At 60.5% G+C, this 25,919-nt stretch carries 33 protein-coding genes; 21 read left to right on the plus strand and 12 right to left on the minus strand.

From position 1 onward, the window contains the following. Positions 1-287: 287 nt before the first annotated feature. Positions 288-542 carry a pro-sigmaK processing inhibitor BofA family protein gene (locus tag P0O24_RS09665; protein WP_316969544.1) on the plus strand — a complete coding sequence of 85 codons (255 nt, stop codon included), beginning with the start codon at positions 288-290 and terminating at the stop codon, positions 540-542. Between the two features lie 81 nt (positions 543-623). Here P0O24_RS09665 and P0O24_RS09670 read toward each other — a convergent pair whose 3' ends face one another. Then, positions 624-1,433, minus strand: a complete 810-nt coding sequence (locus P0O24_RS09670) for a DUF1614 domain-containing protein (RefSeq protein WP_316969545.1) — start codon at positions 1,431-1,433, stop codon at positions 624-626. A 182-nt stretch (positions 1,434-1,615) separates the two neighbouring features. Here P0O24_RS09670 and P0O24_RS09675 point away from each other — a divergent pair, with 182 nt between their 5' ends. Next, a complete protein-coding gene (locus tag P0O24_RS09675) occupies positions 1,616-2,122 on the plus strand; it encodes a deoxyuridine 5'-triphosphate nucleotidohydrolase (RefSeq protein WP_316969546.1) in 507 nt (168 codons plus the stop codon). Positions 2,123-2,149: 27 nt separating this feature from the next. On the opposite strand, the gene gpmA is transcribed toward P0O24_RS09675, so the two are convergent. The 3 genes from gpmA to P0O24_RS09690 all read right to left on the minus strand — a co-directional run bounded on the left by gpmA (position 2,150) and on the right by P0O24_RS09690 (position 3,531). Next, the gene (gpmA, locus tag P0O24_RS09680) at positions 2,150-2,860 is read right to left on the minus strand and encodes a 2,3-diphosphoglycerate-dependent phosphoglycerate mutase (RefSeq protein WP_316969547.1); all 711 of its coding nucleotides are present in this window, start codon (positions 2,858-2,860) and stop codon (positions 2,150-2,152) included. Positions 2,861-3,008: 148 nt separating this feature from the next. Next, complete coding sequence (locus P0O24_RS09685; protein ID WP_316969548.1) at positions 3,009-3,200, minus strand: PUA domain-containing protein; 192 nt, start codon at positions 3,198-3,200, stop codon at positions 3,009-3,011. 130 nt (positions 3,201-3,330) lie between these two features. After that, on the minus strand, positions 3,331-3,531 hold the full coding sequence (locus tag P0O24_RS09690; protein WP_316969549.1) for a hypothetical protein: 201 nt from the start codon (positions 3,529-3,531) through the stop codon (positions 3,331-3,333). A gap of 166 nt (positions 3,532-3,697) precedes the next feature. Between P0O24_RS09690 and P0O24_RS09695 the strand changes: the two genes are divergently transcribed. The 10 genes from P0O24_RS09695 to P0O24_RS09740 all read left to right on the plus strand — a co-directional run bounded on the left by P0O24_RS09695 (position 3,698) and on the right by P0O24_RS09740 (position 10,767). Beyond that, on the plus strand, positions 3,698-4,441 hold the full coding sequence (locus P0O24_RS09695; RefSeq protein WP_316969550.1) for a nitrilase-related carbon-nitrogen hydrolase: 744 nt from the start codon (positions 3,698-3,700) through the stop codon (positions 4,439-4,441). Positions 4,442-4,491: 50 nt separating this feature from the next. Next, the gene (locus P0O24_RS09700; RefSeq protein ID WP_316969551.1) at positions 4,492-5,715 is read left to right on the plus strand and encodes a DNA primase small subunit PriS; all 1,224 of its coding nucleotides are present in this window, start codon (positions 4,492-4,494) and stop codon (positions 5,713-5,715) included. 48 nt (positions 5,716-5,763) lie between these two features. Then, positions 5,764-6,357, plus strand: a complete 594-nt coding sequence (locus P0O24_RS09705) for a hypothetical protein (protein WP_316969552.1) — start codon at positions 5,764-5,766, stop codon at positions 6,355-6,357. Next, complete coding sequence (locus P0O24_RS09710; RefSeq protein ID WP_316969553.1) at positions 6,354-6,635, plus strand: 50S ribosomal protein L44e; 282 nt, start codon at positions 6,354-6,356, stop codon at positions 6,633-6,635. Before P0O24_RS09705 ends, P0O24_RS09710 begins: the two co-directional genes overlap by 4 nt. 14 nt (positions 6,636-6,649) lie before the next feature. After that, positions 6,650-6,802: a 30S ribosomal protein S27e gene (locus P0O24_RS09715; RefSeq protein ID WP_316969554.1), complete on the plus strand. Its 153-nt coding sequence runs from the start codon at positions 6,650-6,652 to the stop codon at positions 6,800-6,802. Between the two features lie 5 nt (positions 6,803-6,807). Continuing rightward, positions 6,808-7,581 carry a translation initiation factor IF-2 subunit alpha gene (locus P0O24_RS09720; protein ID WP_316969555.1) on the plus strand — a complete coding sequence of 258 codons (774 nt, stop codon included), beginning with the start codon at positions 6,808-6,810 and terminating at the stop codon, positions 7,579-7,581. Continuing rightward, a complete protein-coding gene (locus P0O24_RS09725) occupies positions 7,578-7,739 on the plus strand; it encodes an RNA-protein complex protein Nop10 (protein WP_316969556.1) in 162 nt (53 codons plus the stop codon). The genes P0O24_RS09720 and P0O24_RS09725 overlap by 4 nt, the downstream gene beginning before the upstream one ends. Then, complete coding sequence (locus P0O24_RS09730) at positions 7,736-8,500, plus strand: proteasome assembly chaperone family protein (protein ID WP_316969557.1); 765 nt, start codon at positions 7,736-7,738, stop codon at positions 8,498-8,500. Before P0O24_RS09725 ends, P0O24_RS09730 begins: the two co-directional genes overlap by 4 nt. Before the next feature lie 7 nt (positions 8,501-8,507). Continuing rightward, on the plus strand, positions 8,508-9,842 hold the full coding sequence (locus P0O24_RS09735; protein WP_316969558.1) for a TldD/PmbA family protein: 1,335 nt from the start codon (positions 8,508-8,510) through the stop codon (positions 9,840-9,842). Positions 9,843-9,912: 70 nt separating this feature from the next. Further along, entirely contained in the window at positions 9,913-10,767 is an 855-nt protein-coding gene (locus P0O24_RS09740) for a ribose-phosphate diphosphokinase (RefSeq protein WP_316969559.1), read from the plus strand. Between the two features lie 28 nt (positions 10,768-10,795). On the opposite strand, the gene P0O24_RS09745 is transcribed toward P0O24_RS09740, so the two are convergent. Then, positions 10,796-11,212: a PaaI family thioesterase gene (locus tag P0O24_RS09745; RefSeq protein WP_316969560.1), complete on the minus strand. Its 417-nt coding sequence runs from the start codon at positions 11,210-11,212 to the stop codon at positions 10,796-10,798. Positions 11,213-11,347: 135 nt separating this feature from the next. Here P0O24_RS09745 and aroC point away from each other — a divergent pair, with 135 nt between their 5' ends. From aroC to P0O24_RS09760, 3 genes are all read left to right on the plus strand, one after another. Then, positions 11,348-12,439, plus strand: a complete 1,092-nt coding sequence (gene aroC, locus P0O24_RS09750) for a chorismate synthase (RefSeq protein WP_316969561.1) — start codon at positions 11,348-11,350, stop codon at positions 12,437-12,439. Between the two features lie 45 nt (positions 12,440-12,484). Beyond that, positions 12,485-14,269, plus strand: coding sequence for a molybdenum cofactor synthesis domain-containing protein (locus P0O24_RS09755; protein ID WP_316969562.1), 1,785 nt, complete (start codon positions 12,485-12,487; stop codon positions 14,267-14,269). Positions 14,270-14,426: 157 nt separating this feature from the next. Further along, complete coding sequence (locus P0O24_RS09760; RefSeq protein WP_316969563.1) at positions 14,427-14,933, plus strand: hypothetical protein; 507 nt, start codon at positions 14,427-14,429, stop codon at positions 14,931-14,933. A gap of 214 nt (positions 14,934-15,147) precedes the next feature. Here the strand turns inward: P0O24_RS09760 and P0O24_RS09765 are convergent, their stop codons facing one another. The 4 genes from P0O24_RS09765 to P0O24_RS09780 form a co-directional block, all read right to left on the minus strand. Next, positions 15,148-15,621 carry a GNAT family N-acetyltransferase gene (locus P0O24_RS09765; protein WP_316969564.1) on the minus strand — a complete coding sequence of 158 codons (474 nt, stop codon included), beginning with the start codon at positions 15,619-15,621 and terminating at the stop codon, positions 15,148-15,150. Continuing rightward, complete coding sequence (locus P0O24_RS09770) at positions 15,618-16,619, minus strand: DNA primase large subunit PriL (RefSeq protein WP_316969565.1); 1,002 nt, start codon at positions 16,617-16,619, stop codon at positions 15,618-15,620. The genes P0O24_RS09765 and P0O24_RS09770 overlap by 4 nt, the downstream gene beginning before the upstream one ends. Further along, entirely contained in the window at positions 16,616-17,359 is a 744-nt protein-coding gene (locus P0O24_RS09775) for a DNA polymerase sliding clamp (protein WP_316969566.1), read from the minus strand. The genes P0O24_RS09770 and P0O24_RS09775 overlap by 4 nt, the downstream gene beginning before the upstream one ends. A gap of 81 nt (positions 17,360-17,440) precedes the next feature. Next, positions 17,441-17,752 carry a transcription factor S gene (locus P0O24_RS09780; protein ID WP_316969567.1) on the minus strand — a complete coding sequence of 104 codons (312 nt, stop codon included), beginning with the start codon at positions 17,750-17,752 and terminating at the stop codon, positions 17,441-17,443. A gap of 101 nt (positions 17,753-17,853) precedes the next feature. On the opposite strand from P0O24_RS09780, the gene P0O24_RS09785 reads away from it, so the two are divergent. After that, entirely contained in the window at positions 17,854-18,510 is a 657-nt protein-coding gene (locus P0O24_RS09785) for a DUF5612 domain-containing protein (RefSeq protein WP_316969568.1), read from the plus strand. 20 nt (positions 18,511-18,530) lie between these two features. Here P0O24_RS09785 and P0O24_RS09790 read toward each other — a convergent pair whose 3' ends face one another. After that, on the minus strand, positions 18,531-18,782 hold the full coding sequence (locus P0O24_RS09790; protein WP_316969569.1) for a glutaredoxin family protein: 252 nt from the start codon (positions 18,780-18,782) through the stop codon (positions 18,531-18,533). A gap of 40 nt (positions 18,783-18,822) precedes the next feature. Then, positions 18,823-19,158 (minus strand): hypothetical protein, encoded by a 336-nt coding sequence (locus P0O24_RS09795; protein WP_316969570.1) that lies wholly within the window; start codon positions 19,156-19,158, stop codon positions 18,823-18,825. Positions 19,159-19,471: 313 nt separating this feature from the next. Here P0O24_RS09795 and P0O24_RS09800 point away from each other — a divergent pair, with 313 nt between their 5' ends. From P0O24_RS09800 to P0O24_RS09820, 5 genes are all read left to right on the plus strand, one after another. Further along, the gene (locus tag P0O24_RS09800; protein ID WP_214031816.1) at positions 19,472-19,705 is read left to right on the plus strand and encodes a histone family protein; all 234 of its coding nucleotides are present in this window, start codon (positions 19,472-19,474) and stop codon (positions 19,703-19,705) included. Between the two features lie 48 nt (positions 19,706-19,753). Beyond that, a complete protein-coding gene (gene gatE, locus P0O24_RS09805) occupies positions 19,754-21,649 on the plus strand; it encodes a Glu-tRNA(Gln) amidotransferase subunit GatE (protein WP_316969571.1) in 1,896 nt (631 codons plus the stop codon). Between the two features lie 133 nt (positions 21,650-21,782). Beyond that, a complete protein-coding gene (locus tag P0O24_RS09810; RefSeq protein ID WP_316969572.1) occupies positions 21,783-22,934 on the plus strand; it encodes an ORC1-type DNA replication protein in 1,152 nt (383 codons plus the stop codon). 139 nt (positions 22,935-23,073) lie between these two features. Next, positions 23,074-23,937 carry a phosphate ABC transporter substrate-binding protein gene (locus P0O24_RS09815; RefSeq protein WP_316969573.1) on the plus strand — a complete coding sequence of 288 codons (864 nt, stop codon included), beginning with the start codon at positions 23,074-23,076 and terminating at the stop codon, positions 23,935-23,937. Between the two features lie 322 nt (positions 23,938-24,259). Further along, positions 24,260-24,388, plus strand: a complete 129-nt coding sequence (locus tag P0O24_RS09820) for a hypothetical protein (RefSeq protein ID WP_316969574.1) — start codon at positions 24,260-24,262, stop codon at positions 24,386-24,388. Between the two features lie 314 nt (positions 24,389-24,702). Here P0O24_RS09820 and P0O24_RS09825 read toward each other — a convergent pair. Next, the coding region (locus tag P0O24_RS09825; RefSeq protein WP_316969575.1) for an RNA-guided endonuclease InsQ/TnpB family protein at positions 24,703-25,919 on the minus strand (1,217 nt) is incomplete at its 5' end.

Here is a 25,919-nt window from a genome sequence, read left to right on the forward strand (position 1 = left end):
GTTTGGATTAATGGTGAAACGCATCTGAAGATAGCGAATCTGAATGATAATCTTGTTAGGATTATTCGATTGTTGGGAAAGGATTGTGAAAAATACTACGGATTGGAGGGTTGATGCGGAAAGCCGGATATTTGAAGGCTTTAAGCATTATACTCACTTATGCTGTTATGGTATTTAAAGATTCATAGCTTAAGGAGGGATACGATTCATACCCGGCCCGAAGACCGGGGTTTTCTCTACCCCTGCACCCCGCCTCTATAAATAATTCGATGTCATGAGAGTCCACCATGGTTCAAGTAGAGATCCTGATTCTGGGGCTGCTTCTTCTGGTGGCGATCGCGGGTGCCTTCAGCCTGGTGATGAGGTCTGTGAAGTTTCTGGCGGTGAACACCCTCTTCGGCCTCTTCATCCTCTACCTCGCCAACGCCGTCGGAGGCCTGGCCATACCTTATACCCTCCCGGTCCTCCTCGTCTGCGCCGTCCTGGGCGCCCCCGGGGCGATCGCCGTCATCATACTGAACCTCTTGGGCATCGCGTTCTGAGCTTTCGGGCATCGGGATCCCGGCGGATTTCCAGGAGGATGGATAATCTCGGAGCCGGCCTTTCCATCCTCCCCACGGAGGTCACCGGTCGATGCAGCTCTTGGAGCCGATCTTCCCGTAGGTGTGGAAGTAGTGGACGACGAAGGCGGCGAGGAGGACGGCGATGATCCCGGTGAGGAAGATCCCGTCGAAGACCCCGGCGCCCCCGATGGAGAGGATGAGGGACTGCCCTGCCATCTCCGTCGATCCTGCCCCCGCAACGGGAGGGGCGAGCTCCGCCAGGACTCCAGGGGTGACGAGGTTGAAGATGTCGGCCCCCAGGAGGGTCCCCATCGTCCCGCTGATGTAGGCGAGGGCGGGGGCTGCCTGCAGCCTCCTCGCCAGGAGGAGGCCGGAGATGGCGGCGAGGGTCGGGGCGACGTAGACGGGGAGGAGGATCCCCTGGTTTGCCACCGGCATCGCCATCTCGTAGGTTATCGCCGCCACGACGACCGTCCCCATGATCGCCCTCTTCGTCGATACGCCGCATCTGACGAGGATCGCGAGGGATATGACGATGGGGATTATGCACCCTCCCAGGTTCACAGCGAGGACAATGGGGTGGAAGGTGGCGGGGAAGGATATATCCATCGCCGGCGATAGGAGGCTTGCGGCCGTGATGAAGATGGAGGGGTACGAGGTGATGACCCCGGCGTGGAGGGGGATGTTGACGGAGCTTCCTACGAAGCTTCCGAAGACCATCAGGAGGGCGTGCCAGTAGCTGAAGCCCACCTGGTAGAACGCCTCCGTCGTGAGCCTCAGGAAGAGGTAGACGACGATGAGGGGGGCGGCGAGGGCGAGCAATAGGAGCGCGAGAGTGATGGGGATCGCCAGCCATTCGAACAACTTCAACACCCGAGGTCCAAATTGTTGGGGTTGTTAATATACTCTTTCAGGCCGTCTCTCCGATCCCGGCATCGAAACCTCTCCGTCGCTTCCACCGAAAGGGAGATCTCTCTTGAGGGATGGCTGACCTTTAACTGGTGTTCCGACGCGGAGTCAATGGAGCGCGGATTTAATGGAGCGGTTCTTATATGGCGATAATTGCGGGCAAAGATCTCTGTGAGATCCTGGACCGGGGGGTCGTGGTGGACATGTTGGATCCGGAACTTCAGGTCCAGATCTGCGGTGTCGACCTCACCTTGAGGTCGATCGAGCGGTTTGTGACGCGCGGGGCGGTCGATTACGACAACCGCGAGCGTCAGGTCTCAAAGACCGAGGAGATCGCTTTCGACGACGATGGGTGGGCGGCCCTCGATCCGGGCTGCTACCTCGTCACCTTCAACGAGGCGGTCTCCATACCGAAGGCGATGACCGCCCTGGCGAGGCCCCGGTCGAGCCTTCTTCGGAGCGGGGCGACGGTGGAGACCGCCCTCTGGGACCCGGGGTACCGGGGGCGCAGCCAGTCCCTCCTCGTAGTCCATAACCCCAAGGGCCTCCTGGTCAAGAAGAACGCCCGGCTGATCCAGCTCGCCTTCTACCGGCTTTCCGCCATCTTGGATAAGGGGTACGAGGGAGCCTACCAGAACGAGAACCTCTGAGCCGGCGCCCCGTCAGGATCAGGTCCGTTACGGCTCTTTGTCGGAGAGGATCCGCCGGGACCGGGGGCAAAGATCCGAGTCGAGGTCGTAGACTATGGGGACTCCCGTCGGGATCTCGACCTTTGATATGTCGTCGTCGCAGATCCCCTCGAGGTATTTCACCAGGGCGCGGAGGGCGTTCCCATGGGAGACGACCAGGACCCTCCGGCCGGACCTGATCTCGGGCCCGATCTTCTCCTCCCAGAAGGGGACGACCCGGTCGCTGACGTCGGCGAGGGACTCCGCGGATGGAAGCCTTTCAGGAGGCAAGAAGCGGTAGCGCCGGTCGAACCTCGGGTGGCGGGGATCGTCATAATCCAGGGTCGGCGGCCTCTGGGAGAAGCCGCGCCGCCAGAGCCGGACCTGATCCGACCCCACCTGCGCCGCCACCTCGTCTTTGGTCTTCCCCTGCAAGGAACCATAGTGCCGCTCGTTCAGCTCCCAGGCCATCACCCGCGGGACCCATTCGAGCCCCATCTCCTCGGAGACGATCTCGAGGGTCTCGATCGCCCTCTTGAGCAGCGACGAGAAGGCGATATCGAAGTCGAGCCCCCCGGCGCGGAGGAGGCGGCCGGCCCGGGCAGCCTCCGCCTCGCCCTGGGGGGATAGGGGGACGTCGGTCCAGCCGGTGAACCTCTGCTCCCGGTTATAGACTGACTGGCCGTGGCGGAGGAGGATGAGTTTGAAAGGGGATCCCATGGGAGAAGCCTCGCGGTCTTGAGCCGAAAGAGAGAAGTCGGCCCGATTTCAAAAAACGTTGCCGTGGGCCAGAAATATCCTTTTCGATCATCCGTTTCGATCCGCAGCCTGAAATCGGCAAAAAATAGGGTGGTGATCCGGTCGCCCTTCAGAGGACGGCCCGGGCCGTCGTTATCACCCGGTCGTTTCTGTCCACCACCAGGATCTCTTCACCGTCGGATATATCCAGGTCGGCAGAGACGATCTGGCGGCCGAATACCCGGCCGCCCCGGGCGACGAAGGGCACCGCGGCGTCGGATATCACCATCTTCTTTCTTCTCGTAGTTGCGTTCTCTTGCACGAGTTATCACCTCTCGATGGATAGGTGGGGCACATGAGATATGAATCTTTTGGTGAAAAGTATGATTAAATTTTAAATCAAAACAATATTTTCGGATAGAGATTACTATCCTTCAAAAAAATATAAAAATCTATAATCTCGCTCTCAACCCCACATCGTACCTCGCCCCGCAGTTCGGGCAGATCAGAACGATCCTGTAGTCGGCACCGTCGCGGAGGAAGGAGACGTGAAACCCCCTCTCGTACCCGCAGGCGGGGCAGACCCGAAACTCCCCGCCGGCATCGACCCGCCGTATCTCCTCTTCGACCTTCTCGCTCAAGCTGCCACCCATAAGAGCTAGAAGCCCAAGGTATTTCTCTCTTCTTCATGCGGATGGGGGGCGGTGGCGCAGCCATGAGAGGAGTGGAGAGGAGAGGGGGGGGTGGGGTCGGGGCGGGGCAGGAGGACGGATCTTCTCGAATCATCTTAATATACTTCGCCCTCATTTTTTACAGATCATGATCGCGGCCTGCATCCAGCTCTCGATCCGGCTTTGCGACAGAAAAGCCAACCTCCGCCGCGCCCTCGCCCTCGCCGCCGGGGCCGCCGGGGAGGGGGCGGAGATCCTCGTCTTCCCGGAGCTATTCCTCACCGGCTTCTGCTATAGCCAGGACCTCTCGGATGGAGAGCCCTACCCCTCCCTCGACCCCCTCCGGTCCTTCGTTGCGGAGCACGGCTGCCTCATCGTCGGCTCCCTCGTCGACGGCCGCCGCAACAGGGGCTTCTGCCTCGATGAACTCGGGATCGGGTTTCAGGAGAAGATCCACCCCTTCGGCCCCGAGAAGGATCACTTCGACGGCGGCGGCTCGATATCGCCGGTGGAGACCTCGAAGGGGAGGATAGGCCTCTCCATCTGCTACGACCTGCGGTTCCCGGAGGTGGCCAGATCCCTCGCCCTCTCCGGCGCCGACCTCCTCGTCACCATCGGAGAGTTTCCGGCGGCGCGGGGGGATGTCTGGGAGACCCTCTCCCGGGCCCGGGCGATCGAGAACCAGATCCACCATATCGCCTCCAACGGTGCCGGCCCCGAATTCTGCGGCAGATCCGCCATCATCGATCCCTGGGGGAGGGCGATCGCCATGATGGGGGGCGAAGAGGGGTGGATCGCCGGGGAGATCGATCTGGCGGACCGGGACCGAGCCCGTCGGGAGATTCCGGCCCTCGGGGACCGGCGGCCCGAAATCTACAGATGGTATAGGTGAGGAAGAGGGGAGATGAATGAAGGACGGCTTAGGGGGACGGCGGATCTGATATGAACCCCGAGACGGTGAAGTTCCTGCGGGCGAGGTTTCGGGAGTACTACCTGGAAGTCTCCCTGGAGGCGCCCCCGGAGCTTGCGCGACGGGAGTGGGGTTTCATCCTCTTCGACGACATGCCCAAATTCGTGATGCGACGGCACAAGTCTTTTTCGAGGAGGTCTGAGCTCGTCGACTACATCCGAACCTTTGTCCCCGCCCACGTCTACCACTCCGCAGCCGTCTACCAGCGGCCGGCCGCCCCCACCATGCGGGAGAAGGGGTGGCTCGGCGCCGACCTCATCTTCGACCTCGACGCAGACCACCTCAGAAACGCCCCCCCCACCTACAACGAGATGCTCGATTTCGTCAAGGTCGAGACCCTCAAGCTCCTGGACTTCCTCAACGACGACTTCGGCTTTCCTGTCGAATCCATCCAGGTTGTCTTCTCGGGGGGGAGGGGCTACCACATCCACGCGAGAGACCCCCGGGCCTTCGACCTTGATAGCGGCGAGCGGCGCGAGATCGTCGACTACCTCACCGGGAGGGGGCTGGAGGTGGGCCGGTTTATATCCACAGCCAAGGCCGAGGGGGACTATGGGGTCGAGGCCGCAGAGGTCATCCGGTGCGTCCCGGCGGGGTCGCCAGGATGGGGAAAGAGGGTCAACAGATCTATGATCTCCTTCGTCGAGCAGATGAGGAACCTCGACGAAGAGGAGGCTGTGAAGATCCTCTCCACCGTGGATGGTGTGGGAAAGAAGAACGCATCCAGATTTCGCAAAAGCCTCATGAGGGATGACATAACGGAACGGATAAGGAACGGGGAGAGCCTCGATCTATTCCGGGGGAGCTCCATGGTCTGGAGGCCCCTGATAGAAGGGTACCTCGAGGAGGTGGGGGTCCACCTCGGCTTCTCCCGGGACCTCGAGAGCGGCGAGACCGACGAGCCGGTGACCACCGACGTCAAAAGGCTGATAAGGTTCCCCCTCACCCTCCATGGGGGGACGGGGCTTCGGGTGACTCCCCTCACCCTCGAAGGGCTCGACGCCTTCGACCCCCTCCGCGACGCCGTCGTCTTCGGCGACAGGCCCGTGGAGGTCTGCCTCCGCGCCCCCTACTCCATCGAGATGGGGGGGGAGAGCTTCGACCTCGACGAGGGGCCGGCGGTCGTCCCCCTGTATGCGGCCGTCTTCCTGGCGGCCCGGAAGGTGGCGGAGCTGGGGAAAGCTTTAGACCCATGAGACTACCTGATACCCCTCTCCGACCCGAACTATCAAGGGTGGCCGAAGATGAGCGATCTGGACCTGGTGAACCTCCTGCGAAAAGAGCGAAAGGCAGCGGAGCTTTTGCCCCTGGAGCCCGGCTTCTACCAGAAGGTGGGCGAATACCTCGCAGAGCTGCAGCGAGATCGGATCGACGTTAAGGACCCCTACTCCGTCGAGGCCCAGATAGTAGAAGACGAATTGAAGGCTGCCCGGGGGAGCATCGGTCGGCTCATCGACCTCCGGATAAAGAAGATCACAAGGAAGGTCCAGCGGGCCGGCTCCGCCTCCAGGGACGTGGCTATCAAGGGGATGACTCCGGAGGAGGAGCGGATATACCGCCAAACTTTGGCCGCCCTCACCGAGGGGAGGGAGGCGATCCTCGCCAGGGTGAACCAGGTCGAGGCCTCGACCACCGAAAGGGCTTTAACGCCCAAGAGGGGTATCACCCAGGAATACGCCCTGGTGATGATGCTGCAGAGCGTTCCCACGTTCGCGGGCGTTGACGGGAGGCGTTACTCCCTGGAAAGGGGTGATCTGGTGATGCTCCCGGCTTTACATGCCAAAAACTTATGCAATAAAAATTTAGCTCGCGAATGCAAAGCAGGTGTGATCCCATGAAGATGCCAAAGGAGTTTAAAGCTCATTGTCCTTTCTGCAAAAAGCACACCACCCACATAGTGGAGAGGGTGCGAAAGGGACGGGCCACGTCGATGGCCCATATTGACAGGCAGAAGCACCGGGCCCAGGGTATAGGAAACTCTGGGAAGTTCTCGAAGGTTCCTGGCGGCGACAAGCCCACCAAGCGGGTCAACCTCAGGTACAGATGCGGCGACTGCAAGAAGGCCCACAACCGGAAGGGGTTCAAGGTCTCAAAGTTCGAACTGGTGGAGGGTTAGCTCTGTCCAAATTTTTGAAGGTTAAGTGTAATGACTGCGAGAACGAGCAGGTGATCTTCGGCAACGCAGCCACCGTCGTCAAGTGCCTCGTCTGCGGCAGAACCCTGGCCGATCCCAGGGGCGGAAAGGCCCAGGTCAAGACCCAGATACTCGAAGTGTTAGAGTGATCAGCATGCAGAATGAGGGTTGGCCTGAGCCTGGCGAACTTGTGGTCTGCACCGTCGACCAGGTGGTGGACTTTGGGGCCTTCGTCATCCTAGATGAGTACAAGGATAAGAGGGGCCTCATCCACATATCCGAGGTGGCCAGCGGCTGGATAAAGTACATCCGAGATCACGTTCGCGAAGGGCAGAAGATCGTCTGCAAGGTTCTCAACGTCGATCCTTCCAGGCACCACATCGATCTCTCTTTCAAAGACGTCAACGAGCACCAGAGAAGGGATAAGATCCAGGCGTGGAAGGCTGACCAGAAGGCCTGGAAGTGGCTCCAGATGGCCTACGAGGGGGATGAGCCCCATCTGGCCGAGGTGGCGGGCACCCTCGCCAAAGGGTACGATAGCCTCTACGTGGCCCTGGAAGACGCCGCCGTCAGCGGCATCGACTCCCTCATCGAGGCCGGCCTCGGGACCGAGGATGCAGAGAAGGTACTGTCCATCTCTCAGGAGAACGTCAAGATCCCCTACGTTGAGATCACAGGCTACGTCGACCTCACCAGCCCCGCCCCCGACGGGGTGGAGCAGATCAAAAAGGCGCTCAAGAAGGCGGCCAAGACCAAAGAGGAAGAGGTCAGCCTGGACGTGAGGTACGTCGGCGCGCCCCGTTACAGGATCCACGTCACAGCCCCCGACTACAAGCTCGCCGAAGCGGAGCTGCGGAAGGCGGCCCAGGCAGCGATAAAGCTCATCGAGAAGCAGGGCGGCGAAGGGACCTTCCACAGGCAAGCATGAGGTCGAAGATAAAGAAGTGCAGGGTCTGCGACCTTTACACCCTGAAGGACATCTGCCCCGCCTGCGGCGAGTCCACCAGCCAGACGAAGCCTGCACGGTTCTCTCCCGAGGATAGGTACGGCAAGTACCGGCGGGCGCTCCGCCAGGAGGTAGAATGAAAGAAACTACCGTTCGAAGAATAAAGGACCTGGATCTTGTAAGCCCCATCCTCATAGAGGGGCTCCCGGGGGTCGGCCACGTCGGAAAGCTGGTGGCCGAACATCTCATCGAGGAGCTGAAAGCCGAAAAGATCATGGAGATCTACTCACCTCACCTCCCCCCTCAGGTGATCGTCCTCGATGACGGGACGGTAAAGCAGGTCCGAAACGAGCTATACGCCCACCGTGGCGAGGATAGAGACCTCCTCATCCTGGTGGGAGATTACCAGAGCGCCACCAACGAAGGCCACTACGACCTCTCGGGCGCCTTCCTCGACCTCTGCGAGGAGTTCGGGGTCGAGAGGATATACACCCTGGGCGGTTACGGCACCGGCCAGTTCGTCGACAAGCCCCAGGTTCTGGGAGCGGCCAACAGCCTCGATCTGGTGGAGGAGATGAAGGGGCGAGGCGTCGTCTTCCAGGAGAACGAGCCCGGCGGTGGGATCGTTGGGGTCAGCGGCCTTCTTCTGGGTCTCGGAAGGCTCAGGGATATCGACGCCGTCTGTCTGATGGGCACCACCAGCGGTTACCTCGTCGACCCCAAGAGCGCTCAGGAGGTCCTCCGGATCTTATCGACGGCCCTCGATATCGAGGTGGACATGCAGGCGCTGGAGGAGCGGGCGAAGGAGATGGAGCGGATCGTGGGCAAGCTCCGGGAGATGGAGAAGGCCCAGACCCCCTTTGAGACGAGCGGCGAAGAAGACCTCCGCTACATCGGATGATCTCGTCATGACCGAAGATCTCCACCTCTGGGGCCGCCGTCTCCTCATGCTCGCCGAGAGGGCAGGGGCTGATGAGGCGGAGGTCTTCGGCCTTCAATCGAGATCCATCGACGTCGACCTCCGGAGGGATCGGGTGGATATGGCCTCCGAGAGCTTCTCCCGGGGTCTCGGCCTCCGGGCCGTGCTGAAAGGTGCCGTCGGATTCTCCAGCACCAGCGACCTCTCGAAGCTGGAGATGGTGGCAGAGAGCGCCGTCAGGGCCGCCCGGGCCCGGGGTTCTGACGAAAAGTGGCGGTATCTCCCCTTCCCCGAGGAGGTGAGCCAGCCCCAGGAGGTCTACGATCCCGCCCTCGCCGAGATGGGGCCGGAAGATTGCCTCGGCCTCTCAGCCACCCTCATCGAGGGAGCAGGGGAGGTCTTGGGGGCGGAGCCGGTATCAGGAGGCGTATCTATCGTCTGGGGCTCGGAGATCTTGATGAACTCGAACGGCATCGAGGTCGACGAGATGGGGACGGCCTTTTCCGCATATCTCGAAACTGTGGCGAAGGGAGAAGACGGGACCGTGGCTACAGGCTACGATTTTGTCAACTCCAGGACCTCCATCCCAGACCTCGCGGATCTTGGAAGGTCCGCATGCGACCTGGCGAAGCGGTCCGTCGGCGGGGTTCGGGGGGAGAGCGGGACCGCCGAGGTCCTCCTCGCCCCCATGGCCTTCGCTGACATCCTGGGAAACGCCTTCGTACCCTCCATATTGGGGGATCTCGTCCAGAAGGGGAGGTCGTCTCTTGCGGGGAGGATCGGAGATCCGGTGGCCGGAGAGGATATCTCCATCGTAGACGACGGCCTCTTCCGGGGCGGGATGGCCACCTCCAGCTTCGACGGCGAAGGCGTCCCCTCTCAGAAGACTGCGGTTGTGGAGAGGGGTTTCCTCTCTTCTTTCCTCTACGACACTTATACCGCTGGAAGAGAGGCGACGGCCGCGAAGAGCACCGGCAACGCCGACCGGCCGGGGTACTCCGGGATCCCACGGATCGGGACCAGCAACCTCATATTATCTTCAAAGAGCCCAAAGGACCTCCTCGCTGAGACGGAGAGGGGTTACCTCGTCACCGGGGTCATCGGTGCCCATACCTCAAACCCCGTCTCCGGCGACTTCTCGGTGGAGGCGAGGAACGTCTTTTCGGTCGAGGACGGCGTGGCTTTGCGGCCTATCCGATCTCTGATGCTGGCGGGCAACGTCTTCGACCTTCTGGGGTCGATGAAGGCCGGGTCTGACCCCCGGATGGTGGGTTCGGTGATCGTCCCCACGGCGAAGGTGGAAATGAAGGTCGTGGGAAGCTGAAGGGTAAGACCTGCGGCCTGAATGGCGAAGTTATAAAAAATAGGATTTATAAATTTAGAGGCGATTATTGATGATAATCGGTGGTCCCTCCTCCCAGCTCCTGGGAGGCAGGGTTGCGAAAATCCTCAAAGAAGATCTCGCACTCTGCGAGTACAGCTCTTTTCCCGACGGCGAGGCCTATACCCAGGTCTGCTCCGACTTCGATGACAGGGTAGTCGTCGTCTGCAGCACCCCCTCGGACCGGGACATCATCCAGCTCCTCCAGATCCTGGACGTCCTCCGGGGGCGGAGGATCGACCTCGTCGTCCCCTACTTCGGGTACGCCCGCCAGGACAAGCAGTTTGCGCCCGGCGAGCCCCTATCGGCGAGGGCGATGGCCGTCGCCATCGACGCCTTCCTTGCGGAGGGGTCCAGGGTCTATACCATCAACATCCACGACCGGTCGATCCTCAATAACTTCAGGCATGTGGCTGAGGACCTGGACGCAGCCCCCCTCCTCGCCGACGAGATAGGGAAGATGGACCTCGACGATCCGGTGATCATATCTCCGGACAAGGGGGCGGTCCGGATGGCGAGGGCCGCCGCGAAGAGGCTCGGGATAGATAGCGACTACCTGGAGAAGACGAGGCACAGCGGGACCGTCGTCTCCATGGCCCCAAAGGAGATCGACGCCAGAGGAAGGGACGTCGTCATCCTCGACGACATGATCGCCACCGGCGGGACGATGGCCCAGGCGATATCGATCCTTCGGGAGAACGGGGCGAAGAGGGTCTACCTCGGCTCCGTCCATCCCGTACTGACGGGGAGCGCCGTCCTGAAGTTGTGCAGAGCCGGGGTGGAGGCGATCATCGCCACCGACACCCTCGAAAAGGCGGTCAGCACCGTCTCTGTGGCGGGGCTTATAGCCGAAGCCTTACGTTCCTGAAGAAGACCTTCCCCGAGCCCCCCAGAGATCACCTTCTCCTGATGATGGAAAATGAGGCCGAGGTCTTGGAGAGGACGGGGCCGTCGGCCGACTCCCCCGCCACCCATCCCTCGGTGAAGGCGACCTGCCGCCCCCTCCTCGCGACCTTCCCCGTCGAGAAGATCCGCCCCTCGGAGATCCCCGAGAAGTAGGATGTAGTCTCGGATATCGTCGCGATCGTCTCCCCTTCGTCGAGGAGGGTGAAGAGGGCGAGGGCCATCGCCTCATCGGCGAGGGCGGCGTATATCCCTCCCTGGAGCCAGCCCGCCCCGTTCAGCATATCCTTCCTCACCTCCATGGCGATGGTCGCCTCACCACCCCCGAAGGAGACGACTTCGATCCCCATGAGGCCGAAGAAGGGGTTCGCCTCGCGCCCCCGCTCTCTCAGATCTTCCAGGTAGCTCATCTCTATCCTCTCATCGATAAAGACCGGTTTGTATAAGCCTTTTGGAGAGTATCGCCGTCAGGCTTCTCCGATACCATCTCCGATACGATCTTCGAAACCAAAAAGAGATATCCCGGCGGATCGGTGGGTATCGTCATGGCAGGGAACTCTTTGGGCACCGTATTCAGGGTCACCACCTGGGGGGAGAGCCACGGCCGGGCCGTGGGGGCGGTCGTAGATGGCTGCCCCGCGGGGCTCGACCTATCCGAGGAGGACGTCCAGAGGGAGCTGGACCGGAGGCGTCCGGGGTACAGCCCCGTCTCGACGGCGCGGCGGGAGGAGGACAGGGCGGAGATCCTCAGCGGCCTCTTCGAGGGGAAGACGACCGGAACCCCCATCTCGATCCTGGTATGGAACCGGGACGCCCAGTCGGGCGCCTACGACCTCCTGCGAAACAGGCCGAGGCCCGGCCACGCCGATTTGACATACCTCGCCCGGTACGGCCACCGGGATCACCGGGGCGGAGGGAGGTCCTCGGGGAGGGAGACGGTCGGGAGGGTCGCCGCCGGCGCCGTGGCCAAGAAGCTCCTCGCCGGAGAGGGGATCGATGTCGCGGGATACGTTCGGGAGCTGGGGGGAGTTCGGGCCATCATCCCTAATCTGGACGATATATCCAGCCTCAGAGAGGAGGCTGGGAAGAACCCGGTCCGCTGCCCAGACCAGAAGGCCGCAGAGGAGATGATAGATGTCCTCGATGAGGCCCGTTCAGCCGGCGACAGCCTCGGCGGCGTCGCCGAGATAGTCGCCGTCGGCGTACCTCCGGGCCTCGGGGAGCCGGTCTTCGATAAGCTCGACGGAGACCTCGCCCGCGCCCTCATGGGGATCGGGGCGGTCAAGGCTGTGGAGATCGGGGCGGGGGCAGAGGCGGCCCGGATGCGGGGCAGCGAGAGCAACGACCCCATCGTCCCCGGGACCGGTGGGCCGAATTTCGCGACGAACAACGCCGGCGGGATCCTCGGGGGGATATCGACGGGTTCGCCCATCATCATCAGGATCGCCGTCAAGCCCACCCCCTCCATCTCACGCTCCCAGAGGACGGTGGACCTTCTCACCGGCAAGGCCGCGCAGATCGAGATAAAGGGGAGGCACGACCCGGCGATCCCCCCTCGGATCGTCCCCGTCGCGGAGGCGATGGTCGCCCTCGTCCTGGCAGACCACCTCCTGAGGCGGAGGGTGGCGAGGATTTGAATTCCGGCCAAATCTTATATCGCCCATCAGGAGAGGAAGAAGAGTATGCAGAAGGAGTTTCGCGCCCTCATATCCCTCGACGAGGCGAGGAAGATCGTCCTCGGCGCCGCGCCTGAGGCAGGGGAAAAGACCGTACCCCTGGAGCGGGCCCTCGGCAGGGTTCTAGCCGAGAAGGTGGCGTCCGCCGCAGACGTCCCCAGCTTCGACCGGGCGGCGATGGACGGCTTCACCCTCCGGTCCGCCGGCTCCCTGGCGGCGAGGGAGGACCGGCCGGTTGCCTTCGCCCTCGTCGGCGCCGTTCCCATGGGGAAGATCGCGGAGTTGGTTGTGGGGGATGGGGAGGCGGCGGCGGTCTCCACCGGCTCCATGATCCCGGAGGGGGCGGACGCCGTGGTGATGGTGGAGCAGACCGAGGTCGACGGCGCAGACCTTCTCATAAGGCGGCCGGTTCGCATCGGGGAGAACATCCAGCGGGCTGGAGGAGACGTCGGCTTCGGGGAGACGGTCCTCCTCCCCGGAAGGGTCCTCTCCCCCCGGGAGATCGGCCTTTTGGCGGCGGTGGGGAGAAAGGAGGTCCGGGTCCGGTCCCTCAGGGTCGCCGTCGCCTCCACCGGAGACGAGCTTGTCCTTCCAGGCCAGGTCCTCGCGCCGGGCCAGATCTACGACATAAACTCGTACTCGATAGCTGCGGCCGTGGAGGAGTGCGGGGGGACGCCCCGGATCTACGGGATCTTGCCCGACGATGGCGACTCTATGGCCGGGGGGTTATCGGCGATGGCGAAAGAGTCCGACCTCGTCATCGTCAGCGGCTCCACCTCGGCAGGGATTGGAGACATGGTCTACAGGGTCGTGGAGGAGCTGGGTGAGGTGATATTTCACGGGGTCAACCTCCAGCCCGGAAAGCCCACCCTCTTCGGGACGATCGGAGGAAAGCCCTTCATCGGACTTCCTGGCTACCCGACGTCCGCCCTCACCGTCTTCGGCGTTCTGGCGGCCCCGGCGATCAGAAGGGCGGTGGGTACCGAGCACCTCAAGCCTTCGACATCCGGCTGCCTCGCCAGGCCTGTCAGGTCGGAAGGAAGGAGGCAGATGCTGACGGTTGCGGCCGTCGGCGGCTGGGTCCTGCCCATCGACAAGGGGAGCGGCTCCATCACCACCCTCGCTGCCGCCGACGGGGTCATCGACATCCCCGATCGGGTCGAGCTCCTCGACCGGGGGGAGGTGGTTACGGTCCATCTATTCGGGAACGTGCCGGAGGCAGCGCTCCTCATGGAGGGGGAGGACTGCCCCAGGCTTGAAGCCCTCGTCGCATCCCTCCCCTTCCCGATTCGGTTTATCCCCAGCGGGAGCCGCCGGGGCGTCATCTCGGCGGAGGACGGCGTTGCCGATATCGCCGTAGTATCGCGGCATGATGGAGAGGAACCGTTCTGGGACGAGGGATGGCTTGAACCCGTCGGCGGATACGCCCGCGATCTGGTGATCATGGCAAAAGATCCCGCGCTTCTGGACCTAGCTGGTATCGAGGATATGAGGGTTCTGGGATGGTCGAGGGAGTCGGAGATGGACCGGATCTTCAGGAGGGTCCTCACGGAATCGGGGCACGAGGCGGTCAGGTTCGTCGGCGCGGCCCGGTCCCACGCCGCCGCCGCGGCGCAGGTGAAGGCGAGCCGCGCCGACCTGGGCTTTGGAGTCCTGGAGGCGGCGGAGGGGGCGGGGCTCGCCGCGAGGAAGGCGGCCGAAGACGAGATACTCTTCCTCATCCGTCCGGAGAAGAGGGGGGCAGAATACGTCCGGTTTTTTTTGGATGCCCTCGGCGTAGGAGTGTTCTAGTTTTGGAAAAATGAACCCCTACTAACCCTCAAGAAATCCGGGGATGAATCTATGGGTCTTCGGACCAGATCTTCGCAGACTGAAGAAAAAATAAATATCAGAACCTCTGATGAGGGCGTGGAATATATTTACAGGAAGGGATCGTAATATGCGAAATATGTACCAACGTTCGGCCTGCTTCTTCCTTGCCGCCTTACTTTGCATCGGCTGCATGTTAGCCTCCGCCGAGGATTCCGGAAGGCCCGCGACGGGGACTTTCGTCATCGACACTCTCCGAAGCGGCCACGGCGTTCTGGTGGTGGAGAACAACAACCCCCTGGGGGATGACCTCATACGGGACGGCGTCGCCGTCTTGACGACCGAAGATAAAGTTCCCCTGGTCGCTGTCTACGTCCGGGAGGGGGAGTCCTTCGAGATCGAGGGGATCGAGGATGGGGTATACGACTTCTACTTCACCGTGGGGAATGTATGGAATGGGGAATCGGCTAACTTCTCGGATGCCGAATTCTACAGGACCGAGAGCCCTCTGCCCTTCGAGACGGAGATAGATGGGCGCGATCTGATATTCACCATCTGGACTTTGACCCTGGAGGAGGTCCCCGGAGGGAACGAAGATAAGATCCCCGTCCCTAGAGAAGAGTTTCCGGACCTGAAAGAAAATTGACGGGATCTCCCGGATTTCGAGCCTTCCCTTGAAGGGGAAAGATCTCATCAAAAGGCGGTTCTTTGGAGGGCTCTCCTCCTGGGAGCCCTCTTTTAGCCGGGAGGGCGGCATCAGGTGGGTGATGCTCCAGGGCCGCTTCCAGATCGAGACTTCCAAATCGAGACTTCCAAATCGAGGCGTCTCTTCCGAAGGTCGCGGCAGACCATCCCCATCTTCATCCCAGATCCAGGACCATCGGGATAGAAGGGATGCTCCCGTCGCCCTCTAACCCTTCCAGTCGGCGAAACCCGAGCCGCTCGTAGATCGCGACGGAGTTCGGCGACGAGCTTACGGTCGCCTTCGATATCCCCGGATTTCTCATGATCGCGGCTCCAATCCCCCGTCTCAGAAGCTCGCCGCCGACCCCCTTGCCCTGGTGATCGCCATCAACGAAGAAGAGGGCGACGTGGCCGTCGTCCCGGAGCTCGATCATGCCTATTATCTCGTCCTCGGCCAGAGCCAGGAGGATGATGTGGTTCCACCGCGACCTGTGGATCAATAGATGGGGGTCGGAGTAGGCGTAAAACTCCTCCCGCCCTTCAGGGGATAATCCGTCGGCGACGAACTCCTCGAATGCCCGGGATACGAGGTCGCATACCACCTCCTCCTCCCCCGACCTCATCGGCCTGTATTCGAGGGGCACCGTCATCCCGACCCTCTCTTCTTCGCCTTCCTCTCGTAGTAGCTCAAGGGGTGGTTCACCCACCGGCAGAGTCTGTCCTCGCCGGGACAGTTGCCGTAGGTGGCCATGGTGGCGCAGGAGGGGGGCTTGTAGGCGGTTCCGCTCCTTCCGGCTATGTGCTCCACCTGGTAGCGGGTCCGCTCCTCGTCGAAGTCGGGGCTGGTGTTGAAGACGGCTACTACCTCGTCGACTTTCATCCCCACGGCCAGGAGGAAGGTGGTGAGGGCGAACCGCGCGGTGTGGGCGAGGTTCGTCCCAGCTGCCACCTCTCCGAGGAACCCCCGGATGCAGGGAGGGAAGGCCTCCTCCGTCACCTCCCCGAGGTCCACCTTCTCTTTGGCCCTCCTGGAGAGGAGCTCCTCTTTCACCTGGGTCAGGTCTGGGCCGAGCCCTTCGCAGATCTCAGGGGGTACCTTCAGAGGTAGCCCCTTCTGCACCCTCTCTTTTGCCCTCTCCTCCAGGAGCCGGGCCAGCTCGTGGTCGGTGACGGCGACCCATCCCGCCTCCAGGGATCGGTTGACCAGCTTCCAGCCGGGGCTCCTCATCCCGGAGGCCGCCTTCAGGTAGTCGGAGAAGTGGACAAAGAGGCCGTTTGGGTCGTATCTCGGATCCACCGACAGATCCCGGGCCAAAAGGAGGAGGTCGCCGAGCTCCTCCCGTACCATCTTCCGGCTCGCGAGCTTCGCCTCGGCGAGGGCGTACCTCCGGATCAAAAGGTCGTCGTTGATGCAGGATACCATCACCCTGGCCAGGGGGTAGGATAAGAGCTCCGCCAGAGGGTGGGCCGCTGAATCGGGGATCTCCCCCCTCAAAGACCCCAGGACCCGGTCGAGGGCCCTCCTCCTGACGAGGCGGGAGAGTCGAGGCTGCGGGTTCGGCTCGACCACGAGCCCCTCCAGGGAGTACCCCGTCTCCGCCACCCTCAATGCTGCCTCTCGGGAGAAGGGGTAGTCGGCGAGGCTCATTCCTGTTCGATTCTGGGGGCCAGCAGGTAGTTGATCTCAACGCCCTGGCCCAGCTTGAAGCTGATCCTCAGGGGATAGTCGACGCCCAGCTCCAGCTTCACCTCCGAGGCCTTACCGATCGCCTTGCTCATGTCGGCCAGATAGTCGAGGGAGAAGAGGGACCTCGCCTTACCCGGCTTCAGCCCCAATAGCTCCGTCCCCGGCATCGTCAGCTTGAGGGAGTCGATATCCCCCTTCGCCTCCATGTAGAACTGGTCCTCGGGCTCGTCGGCGACGCCGAGGACGACGTGGTCGCTCACCTTCTCGGCCGCCCTGACCGCCTTTCGGAGGTGGGCGCCCGGAAGGATGACGTGGGCAGGGAGGTCCAGCTCCGGCACCCGCGGCTCTTTTCTTATGGCGCTGGGGTCGATGAGGCTGAGGGTGTAGGAGAGGGAGGTGACCCCTATCTTCAGCTTGTGGTTCTCCTCGTCCAGCTCGAGGGTGACGTTCTCACCCCGGTCTGCCATGCTCAGAACGTCGGTGAGCCTCACCAGGTCGACTCCGATCTCGCCGGGCGTCGCCTTGAAGTACTCGAAGGCCTCGGAGTTGAGCCTGAAGGAGACCATGGCCACGTTGGCGGGGTCCACAGCCTTCAGCTCAACGCCGTTCTCTGACAGGGTGAACTTCACCTCGTCGACAAGAGACGATACCGCCTCCACAGCATCTCGCAGGGTTTCTGCGCTTATCACTGCCTTGAACATCCTCGTAAGCCCCCTCGTCGGAGAGATCAATTTTATCCGGGTCGGAGAGATTAATTTTTATCTTAAATATAGATTATCCCCTCAGTCGTACTCTCTCCAGGTGAAGTTGCATTTTGTACATCTGAAGAAGCGGACCTCGCTCTCGTCAGCGGACCGGAGCTGCCGGAGCCACCAGTAGGCGGTATCGTTCCCGCACTCAGGACACCTGTACCTGGTGGTGGGAAGTCCCGCCCCCTCGGAGTCCTCGATGACCGTCATCGTACGCTCTTTCTGCTCGGTCTTGCTGACGAGACGATCGCCTCTCTTCATCTCCACCCTCTTGCCGCACCTTCTGCAGACCAGCACGCCCTCCGACGGCATCATCATGCTCTTACAATCGGGACAAAACTCCATCAGGTGACGAGTACTCACTCGTCATATTAAAGTTTACCAGTTGAGCAAAGGTATATGACGGGTGGGCGATCTTCCCATCCGTCTTCACCTATGAGGTTATCATGAGCACCGCATTGAACGTAATATGCGAGAACAGGCCGGGGGTCCTTCGAGATATAGCCGGGGTCGTCGCGAGCCTAGGCGGCAACATCGAGTACACCCAGCAGTTCGTCCTGGAACGGGGGGTGAACAAAGGGAAGGCCACCGTCTACATGGAGATCGACCGGTTGGCGGGAGATATGTTGGAGAATCTGGAGGCTCTCCCGGCGGTCCTGGTGGTCTCGGTCCACCAGTCCTTCGATGAGATCTACGGCTCCAGGGTGATCATCATCGGCGGCGGAGCCCAGGTGGCTCAGGCTGCCGTCGGAGCCGTCAACGAGGCGGATCGGCACAACCTCCGGGGCGAGAGGATCAGCGTCGACACGATCCCGCTGGTGGGGGAAGACCCCATAGCCGACGCCGTCAACGCCGTGGGCCGCCTCCACAGGGCCTCGGTCCTCGTCCTGGCAGGAGCGCTCATGGGAGGGAGAATATCCGAGGAGGTCGAAAGGCTACAAGAGGCGGGAATCCCGGTGATCGCCCTCAAGATGGCTGGGTCTGTCCCTTACTACGCAGACCTGGTGGTGACAGACCCCATCCAGGCCGGGACCTTCGCGGTGATGCACGTCGCAAAAACCGCCATCTTCGACATAAATAGAGTTCGAGGGATGGAGTTTTGAGGCGGAGTTGATGGGCTGGCTCAGCTGCGAAGCCCCATCGCCTCGAGGTCTCTGATGGCCTCGCCATCGAAGAGATCCTCCACGGTGTAAAAGTCGTCCCCGGCCATGAGGACCGGGGCGCTGAGGGTGAATACCCCGTTGACCCGAAGCTCCGTCATAGCCTCGGGGGTGGCCATATCCACCGTCTCGAACTCGATCCCCCATCCCTTCAGGACCCTCTTAACCTCTTCGCATCGCGGACAGGCGGCGGTGGTGTAAACGACGTACTTCATAGATCCATCTTCTCCAAATCGATCCATATCAAAGGACGATTCATCTCAGCACCACGGGGTACCCCTTATCCGAACGGACAGCGTACCCGGAATCGACGGCCTTTTGCGCGCAATCCCGGCAGCATGAGAAGTTGGCGAGGTAAGTCACCCCCCCCATCTCGTGCTCGAAGATGTTGTTGCAGCTCATCCCCATGATCCGCCTGCAGTCAAGCCCCCTGCAGAACTCGTGGTCGTCGGCCCCCGCAGGAAACTCGTCCTCAAACCATATCTTCGGCAGGAGGACCGGGAGGATCGCCATGTCCATGCCGCATCCGCAGGGGCCGTAGGTATCTTCAGGGCCGTCGTATACGACGGCCTTCTCGATCTTATAATCCATATTTCGCCACCCCAGGTCGATATATCGCTCAAGGGCAAAGAGCCGGAAACCTAAATAACCTTTGGCCTCCTTCGACGGCACGATCTTCCCGGAACTAAAATAAACTGTCATTGGGGGAATTTTGGCCGTATATCCTTATAAAATCATTTTTCTTCGGTTTTCTGGAATAATATTGGCTGGGAGTTTACGAAAATTATATATAGAGATTTGATGGACAACATGCAGTCTATTCGGCTCTTTAGTTGGGCAAGAGGCTGGTTTAACCCGTTTTCTGACGGCCAGGGCCGAATTCTATTGGAGGAGAGGAGCTCAAATGGCGATACTTCCGGTGGCACCGGTCAGCAGACTAATCCGAGAGGCCGGGGCGAAAAGGGTCAGCGAAGGGGCGCGGGACGCCCTGGCAGAGGTTCTGGAGAGCTACGGGATGGAGGTGGCCGAAGAGGCCGTCGAGTGGGCGAACCATGCCAAGAGGAAGACGGTGAAGGCGGAGGACATCCGAGAGGCGGTCAAGAGGGTGAGGCCTCCCCGGGCGCCGGGGACCGATTGAGCACCGACTTAGGCAGATATATAAGCGAGGCGGTAAGGTCGTCTCTTTATGCCTGAAAGCTCAGACTTCGCCTCCCTGGGTCTGGTATGCGGCATCGAGATCCATCAGCAGCTTGATACCGCCGCCAAGCTCTTTTGCGGCTGCCCCACAAGCATCAGAGACGTGGGGGAGTCGGACCATCAGTTCTTCAGGCGCCTGCGACCGGCCAGAAGCGAGCTTGGCGAGATCGACAGGGCCGCCCTGGAAGAGGTTCTCGTCTCCCGGAAGTTCATATACTGTTCTTACGATTCTACATGCCTAGTGGAGGCGGACGAGGAGCCCCCCAGCGAGTTGAACCCCGAGGCGCTGGAGATTGGCCTCGTCGTCTCGAAACTTCTTTCGATGCAGATCGCCGACGAGGTTCACACCATGAGAAAGATCGTCATCGACGGCTCCAACACCTCGGGCTTTCAGAGGACCGCTTACATCGCCTCGCACGGCGGGATCGAGACCTCCTCCGGCAGGGTCGGGATCGATACGATCTGCCTGGAGGAGGAGGCGGCCCGGATCGTCGAAGTCCGGGGGGACGAGGTCGTATACTCCCTCGACCGGCTGGGGATACCCCTCGTGGAGATCTGCACCTCCCCCGACATAGTCTCCCCCTCTCACGCCCGGGAGGTGGCCAGGAGGCTCGGGATGATCCTCCGGTCCACCGGGAGGGTCAAGAGGGGTCTGGGGACGATCCGCCAGGACGTCAACGTCTCCATCCGGGACGGGGCGAGGGTGGAGATAAAGGGGGTCCAGGAGCTGAACCTCATCGAGACGATCGTGGCCGTCGAGGCGAGGAGGCAGCAGCTCCTCCTGGAGATTAAAGATGAGCTCAAGGGGAGGGGCGCGAGGGTCCACCGCCGGGTGGCCGACGTCACCGAGATCTTCGCCGGGACCGGGTCCAAGGTGATCAAGGCTGCCCTGAAGAGGGGGGGCGCCGTCCTGGCGGTGAGGCTCGGGGGCTTTGCGGGTCTTTTGGGAAAGGAGATCCAGCCGGGACGGCGGCTCGGCTCCGAACTGTCGGACCGGGCCAAGAGGGCGGGGGTAGGCGGGATCTTCCATTCCGACGAGCTTCCAGCCTACGGGATCACCGACGAAGAGGTGGAGATGGTCCGCAGGAGCCTGGAGGCCGGGGAGGGGGACTCGGTGGTGATGGTGGCCGCCCTCCGGGACCGGGCCGAGGCGGCGATGAAGGCGGTCCTGGAGAGGGCACAGGAGGCCCTAATAGGGGTTCCCGAGGAGACTAGGCGGGCCCTCCCCGAGGGGACGAGCGAGTACATGAGGCCCCTTCCGGGGTCTGCACGGATGTATCCCGAGACTGATGTTCCTCCTGTGTTGGTGGCCCCCGAGTACGTTGCGTCCCTCGATCTTCCTGAGCTCTTCGACGAGAGGGCGGCGAGGTTCGAGGAGGAGTACCGCCTCCGCCGCGAGTTTGCGACCCTCATGGCAGAATCGCCGTACTTCCACCTCTTCGAGGAGGCGGTCCGGGACCTATCCCTCTCTCCAGCTCTGGTGGTGAGGACCCTCGAGATGATCCCCAGGGAGCTGGAGGGGGACGGGGTATCCATATCGAACCTGACCGAAGACCGATATCTTGACGCCCTCTCCCTCGTCGCCGGGGGCAGCTTGGCGAAAGAGGGGATCCCCCAGCTTCTGGAGACGATGGCAAAGAACCCCGAGCTCTCAGCGGCCCAGGCCGCTAAGGCCGCAGGGCTTTTGGGCGTCGACCAGGGCGGCGTCGAAGAGGTGGTGGCCAGGATCGTCGCCGAGAAGGAGGCATTCGTCAGGGAGAGGGGCGAGGAGGCGGCCCTGGGCCCCATGATGGGGCTCGTCATGAAGGAGCTGCGGGGGAAGGCCGACGGCGCCCTCGTCAGCGCCGCTCTGAAGAGAGCGATCCATCGGACCCTCTCGGATTAGGAGCTTCTTTGGAGTGGCCCGACTTCTCGACGAGTTCGGGCCGGGGAACCTTATTTATTTCTCGCCGATCCAACTACTCTTCTGTCTGGAAAGGCTTCATCTCCGTTCGGATGAGCCCTTGGGTGCTAGAGATATGAAGCGAGAGATCCTCCTCTGGGACGAGACGATCTTCAAGGACCGGGATGTCCTGGAGTTCGACCACATGCCCGAGCACTTCGCTCACCGCGAGTCTCAGATGGAGGCGCTCAAGTTCTGTGTCAGGCCCGCATTCCAGGGGGCTCGTCCCGTCAACGCCCTCTGCCTTGGCCCCCCCGGGACCGGGAAGACGACAGCTATATACAAGCTATTCAGCGAGATGGAGGCCCACTCGTCTAAGGTCGTCCCCGTCCACGTCAACTGCCAGATGGACCATACAAGACACGCCATATTCCTCCGGATCTATAGCAAGCTCCTGGGCCACTCCCCCCCGACGAGCGGCGTCTCCTTCAAGAGGGTCCTGGAGAGGATCGCCCGGACGATGGCTAAGGAGAACCGGGTCCTGGTGGTGGCCCTCGACGACGTCAACTACCTCTTCCCAGAAAAGGAGGTCGACCGGGTCCTCTACACCCTCCTTCGGGCCCACGAGACCTTCCCCGGCTTTCGGGCCGGAGTGATCGCCATCCTCAGCGAGCCTGCCCTGACTTACGTCTTCGATCCGCGGGTCGGCTCGGTCTTCCAGGCGGAGGAGGTCAGCTTCCCCCTCTATTCGATGGAGGAGATCAGAGACATCCTAAAACGGCGGGCTGATCTGGGCTTTTATCCAGGGGTCGTATCCAGTGAGATCATCGATAAGATCTCCGACTTCACCGAACGGGCCGGAGACCTCCGGGTCGGGATCGACCTTCTGAAGAGGGGGGGGATGGAGGCGGAGCGGAGGGCGTCGAGATCGATATCCAGCGAGGACGTCGGCCGGGCCTACGAGAGGTCGAGGCTCGTCCACCTCTCGAGCGCCTTAAAGCCCCTCCGGGATGAGGAGCTCCTCCTCCTGGCCATCGCCGCTGAGATGGAGACCTCGAAGGCCGGCGATCTTTATAAGAGGTTTCAGGCTTCGACCGGGGCCGGGTATACCAGGTTTCACGAGATTTTAAACAAGCTGGACGCCGCAAGGCTCGTGGATACCGACTTCAGTGGCCCAGGCCACCGGGGGAGATCCAGGATCGTCAGGATAAGGTACGATCCCAAAGAGGTGCTGGAGAGGGTAAGGCCGCAGGAGGCCCCACCCCAAACCCGAAAATATATGGACTAGGGGATTAAATATATAGGCAGCATATTGTATCATTAAATATATAGGCTATATATTGTATAATCGATAACTCGGCGTAACGCCGTCTATTTATCCTATTGTGATAAATTTTATAACCTGCACCTGTAAGTAGGGGATCTTTATGAATAGACCGCAAGTACGCCTATTGATCGCCGTCCTGGCGATCGGGTCGATCCTCATATTCTCCGGATGCATCGACCGGGATGGAGAGGAGGCATCTCCCCTGAGGGCGGCCACCGTCGCCGTCGCCGGGTCCACCACGGTGATGCCCCTGGTGGAGGCCTGTGCCGAGGAGTGGAACATGATCCAGGATGAGGTCCGCGTCACCGTCACCGGCGGCGGGTCCGGGGTCGGAATCAAGAACGTCGCCGAGGGGATGGCGGATATTGCCATGGCCTCCCGAGATGTGAAGCCGGAGGAGATCGTCGCTTACGGTGACCGGTTCGTCGAGTTTCCGGTAGCCTACGACGCCATCGCCGTGGTGGTGAGCCAGGGAATCTACGACGCCGGAGTCACCGACCTATCTCAGGAGGAGCTGAAGGCGATCTACGCCGGCGAGGTGGCCAACTGGAAGGACCTGGGCGGTCCCGACGAGAGGATCTACGCTGTGGCGAGGGAGGTCGGCTCCGGCACCAGAGACACCTTCAACGGTATGGTTATGGGCAGCGTTGAGGCCGAGACCCCTGGAGTCACCACGTACCACGGCAGCAATGCCGAGGTGAAGACTGCGGTGACCAGGAGCAATAGGGCCATCGGTTACGTCGGAATGAACTACGTCGAAGGCGGCTCCCTCCGGGCCGTAGCCTACCAGGGCGTAGCGCCCTCGGAGGAGAGTATAAAGGACGGTTCTTACCCCCTATCTCGGGCCCTCCACCTCTACACCTTCGGCGATCCCGGCCCCGACGCAGAGAAGTTCATCGACTTCGTCCTCAGCGACCAGGGGCAGGATATCGTGGCAGAGTCCGGGTTCGTCCCCGCCGGATGAAAAAATCTATAAATTTATAAAATGGTGCCGGCTTCGAAAGAGCCGGGCCAACTTCTTTATTCTGAAAACGTGTTTGTGGACAGAGAGCTTTAAAAAAATCGGATTGATCCCTCCAAGATCGCTTAAAATGCCGTTTGACACGTCATTCGTGGCGCTCTGCTAAAAGTTCCTCATATACCCTCTTTTAGCAATTTTCATAGCTTGATTTGAGATACGAAGACGACGCTGGAATATAGAATATATTGAAACGTTTTCACAGCGGAGTCCTATTTATTATATGGAGAAAAATTTTATATTAGATATCATCTCCGGTGGATGTTGTATGATCGAAACTGCGGATACTGGGGACGATGGCAGACTTAGCCATTTGTTTGGAGATTTCGAACTGGAGAGGATCGCAAGAGCTGATAAGAAGATTGACCCTGTGAATCACTGGTGGTTAGATGCTTAAGAGGTGGCTGGACGCCTCCTCACTCCACCTGATTTGCTCTATATATCATTCTCTTTTTTTGGTCTCATTAAACCGATGATACCACTTCCACTTTCCAGGCCGTTCCCTCCTCTACATCTTTGGTTATCACAAGCCCGAGAACAAAATCGTTCATCGACTTCGTCCTCAGGGATCAGGGGCATGATATCGTGGCGGAGTCTGGGTTCGCCCCTGCCAGTTGAAAAAAGCGCCATTGGAGGGAGTGGCGCTGGCGTTCTAAGCGCCAGCGCGACTCTACTTATCATCGCGAATTATGGCAGATGGATCCAAGTGAACTACCCTACCCTAAAGGGTAGGGCTTCCCACTTCATCGCCAAGACTTGCATCACAGAAACGTGATGTAGAGGTTTTGACTCTATGGGCGCTACGGGCTGTTCCATCCCTGTGGAGAGAATGTTTACTGCTGCATTGTAGTCTCGGTTGGATGAGAAACCGCAATAGGGACACTCATGGACTCTATCTGATAGTTCCTTTCTCACAATGCTACCGCAGAAGGAACACCTCTGTGAAGTGTTACGTGGGTCTACCACTATCAGCTTTCGACCAGCACTTTGAGCCTTGTACGAAAGCATGAACATGAACCTTGACCAGGAGGCGTCGTGGATGTTTCTATGGATGCCTTTATTGTTGCCCTTTTCCTTCAAGCCCTTGACATCCAGATCCTCAGCACAGATGATATCATATCTGTTGACGTACATCCTGGAGAGCTTATGGAGGAAATCGGCCCTCTGGTTATTGATCCGTTCATGGGCCTTGTCCAGCTTATCCACGAGTTTTCGGCGGTTATTGGAGCCTTTTTGAGCTCTAGAAAGCTTTTTCTGGATATTCTTGGCCTTTGTAGCAGCCTTCTCTGCGAACCTCGGATTCTCCACCGAATTTCCATCGCTATCCACGACAAAGGATGCCAAGCCAACATCCAGACCTACAACGTTACCTGTTTCAGATAATTGCTTTGGTTCTTGCTCTGCCTGAATCAAAGCAAACCAGCTATCGCCTTCACGCTTGATGATGACCGCCTTGATATTGCCTTCAACCTTCCGATGGAGCTTGATCTTTATCTCTCCAATCTTGGAGAGCTTCAGTATACTGTGGTCCTGATCGAGCTTGAACCCCGACTGATTATAGTTCAGGGTATTGTACCACCCTTTGCCCTTGAATCTAAGATGCCCCACCTTTCTGCCATTCTTCTTCAGACCAGAGAGGCCCTTGATGTTGGACCAGAGGGTATAGTTGACCATCTGGAGGACCTTTGAATATACCTTGTGGAGGTTGGGATTCTCGGTCTTCAGGAGAGGAATTAGGTTTTGGGTATCATACGTTCTGAGCGTCGTACCGCTTTCCCTTGCCTTGTTCATCTCCTCGAGGAGACGGTTGTAGAGCCATCTACAGGTATCCAGAGCCTCGACCAACTTCTGCTCTACTTCCCTACTGGGAAATATAGGATACCGGTAGCTGATAATCATTTCTCCCTCTTCATCTGAGATTCTACATA

This window comes from Candidatus Methanocrinis alkalitolerans, from assembly GCF_029167205.1.
Lineage (GTDB): Archaea > Halobacteriota > Methanosarcinia > Methanotrichales > Methanotrichaceae > Methanocrinis > Methanocrinis alkalitolerans.

Coding starts and splice junctions, on each gene's coding strand:
- P0O24_RS09765 (WP_316969564.1), bottom strand. CDS start 15,621: ATGACGGTGCCCCTCGAATACAGGCCGATGAGGTCGGGGGAGGAGGAG.
- P0O24_RS09800 (WP_214031816.1), top strand. CDS start 19,472: ATGGCGATACTTCCGGTGGCACCGGTCAGCAGACTAATCCGAGAGGCC.
- P0O24_RS09820 (WP_316969574.1), top strand. CDS start 24,260: ATGATCGAAACTGCGGATACTGGGGACGATGGCAGACTTAGCCATTTG.
- P0O24_RS09770 (WP_316969565.1), bottom strand. CDS start 16,619: ATGAGCCTCGCCGACTACCCCTTCTCCCGAGAGGCAGCATTGAGGGTG.
- P0O24_RS09760 (WP_316969563.1), top strand. CDS start 14,427: ATGTACCAACGTTCGGCCTGCTTCTTCCTTGCCGCCTTACTTTGCATC.
- gatE (WP_316969571.1), top strand. CDS start 19,754: ATGCCTGAAAGCTCAGACTTCGCCTCCCTGGGTCTGGTATGCGGCATC.
- gpmA (WP_316969547.1), bottom strand. CDS start 2,860: ATGGGATCCCCTTTCAAACTCATCCTCCTCCGCCACGGCCAGTCAGTC.
- P0O24_RS09785 (WP_316969568.1), top strand. CDS start 17,854: ATGAGCACCGCATTGAACGTAATATGCGAGAACAGGCCGGGGGTCCTT.
- P0O24_RS09735 (WP_316969558.1), top strand. CDS start 8,508: ATGACCGAAGATCTCCACCTCTGGGGCCGCCGTCTCCTCATGCTCGCC.
- P0O24_RS09695 (WP_316969550.1), top strand. CDS start 3,698: ATGATCGCGGCCTGCATCCAGCTCTCGATCCGGCTTTGCGACAGAAAA.
- P0O24_RS09780 (WP_316969567.1), bottom strand. CDS start 17,752: ATGGAGTTTTGTCCCGATTGTAAGAGCATGATGATGCCGTCGGAGGGC.
- P0O24_RS09745 (WP_316969560.1), bottom strand. CDS start 11,212: ATGAGCTACCTGGAAGATCTGAGAGAGCGGGGGCGCGAGGCGAACCCC.
- P0O24_RS09700 (WP_316969551.1), top strand. CDS start 4,492: ATGAACCCCGAGACGGTGAAGTTCCTGCGGGCGAGGTTTCGGGAGTAC.
- P0O24_RS09675 (WP_316969546.1), top strand. CDS start 1,616: ATGGCGATAATTGCGGGCAAAGATCTCTGTGAGATCCTGGACCGGGGG.
- P0O24_RS09755 (WP_316969562.1), top strand. CDS start 12,485: ATGCAGAAGGAGTTTCGCGCCCTCATATCCCTCGACGAGGCGAGGAAG.
- P0O24_RS09725 (WP_316969556.1), top strand. CDS start 7,578: ATGAGGTCGAAGATAAAGAAGTGCAGGGTCTGCGACCTTTACACCCTG.
- P0O24_RS09795 (WP_316969570.1), bottom strand. CDS start 19,158: ATGGATTATAAGATCGAGAAGGCCGTCGTATACGACGGCCCTGAAGAT.
- P0O24_RS09710 (WP_316969553.1), top strand. CDS start 6,354: ATGAAGATGCCAAAGGAGTTTAAAGCTCATTGTCCTTTCTGCAAAAAG.
- P0O24_RS09815 (WP_316969573.1), top strand. CDS start 23,074: ATGAATAGACCGCAAGTACGCCTATTGATCGCCGTCCTGGCGATCGGG.
- P0O24_RS09790 (WP_316969569.1), bottom strand. CDS start 18,782: ATGAAGTACGTCGTTTACACCACCGCCGCCTGTCCGCGATGCGAAGAG.
- P0O24_RS09690 (WP_316969549.1), bottom strand. CDS start 3,531: ATGGGTGGCAGCTTGAGCGAGAAGGTCGAAGAGGAGATACGGCGGGTC.
- P0O24_RS09775 (WP_316969566.1), bottom strand. CDS start 17,359: ATGTTCAAGGCAGTGATAAGCGCAGAAACCCTGCGAGATGCTGTGGAG.
- P0O24_RS09705 (WP_316969552.1), top strand. CDS start 5,764: ATGAGCGATCTGGACCTGGTGAACCTCCTGCGAAAAGAGCGAAAGGCA.
- aroC (WP_316969561.1), top strand. CDS start 11,348: ATGGCAGGGAACTCTTTGGGCACCGTATTCAGGGTCACCACCTGGGGG.
- P0O24_RS09720 (WP_316969555.1), top strand. CDS start 6,808: ATGCAGAATGAGGGTTGGCCTGAGCCTGGCGAACTTGTGGTCTGCACC.
- P0O24_RS09740 (WP_316969559.1), top strand. CDS start 9,913: ATGATAATCGGTGGTCCCTCCTCCCAGCTCCTGGGAGGCAGGGTTGCG.
- P0O24_RS09665 (WP_316969544.1), top strand. CDS start 288: ATGGTTCAAGTAGAGATCCTGATTCTGGGGCTGCTTCTTCTGGTGGCG.
- P0O24_RS09730 (WP_316969557.1), top strand. CDS start 7,736: ATGAAAGAAACTACCGTTCGAAGAATAAAGGACCTGGATCTTGTAAGC.
- P0O24_RS09810 (WP_316969572.1), top strand. CDS start 21,783: ATGAAGCGAGAGATCCTCCTCTGGGACGAGACGATCTTCAAGGACCGG.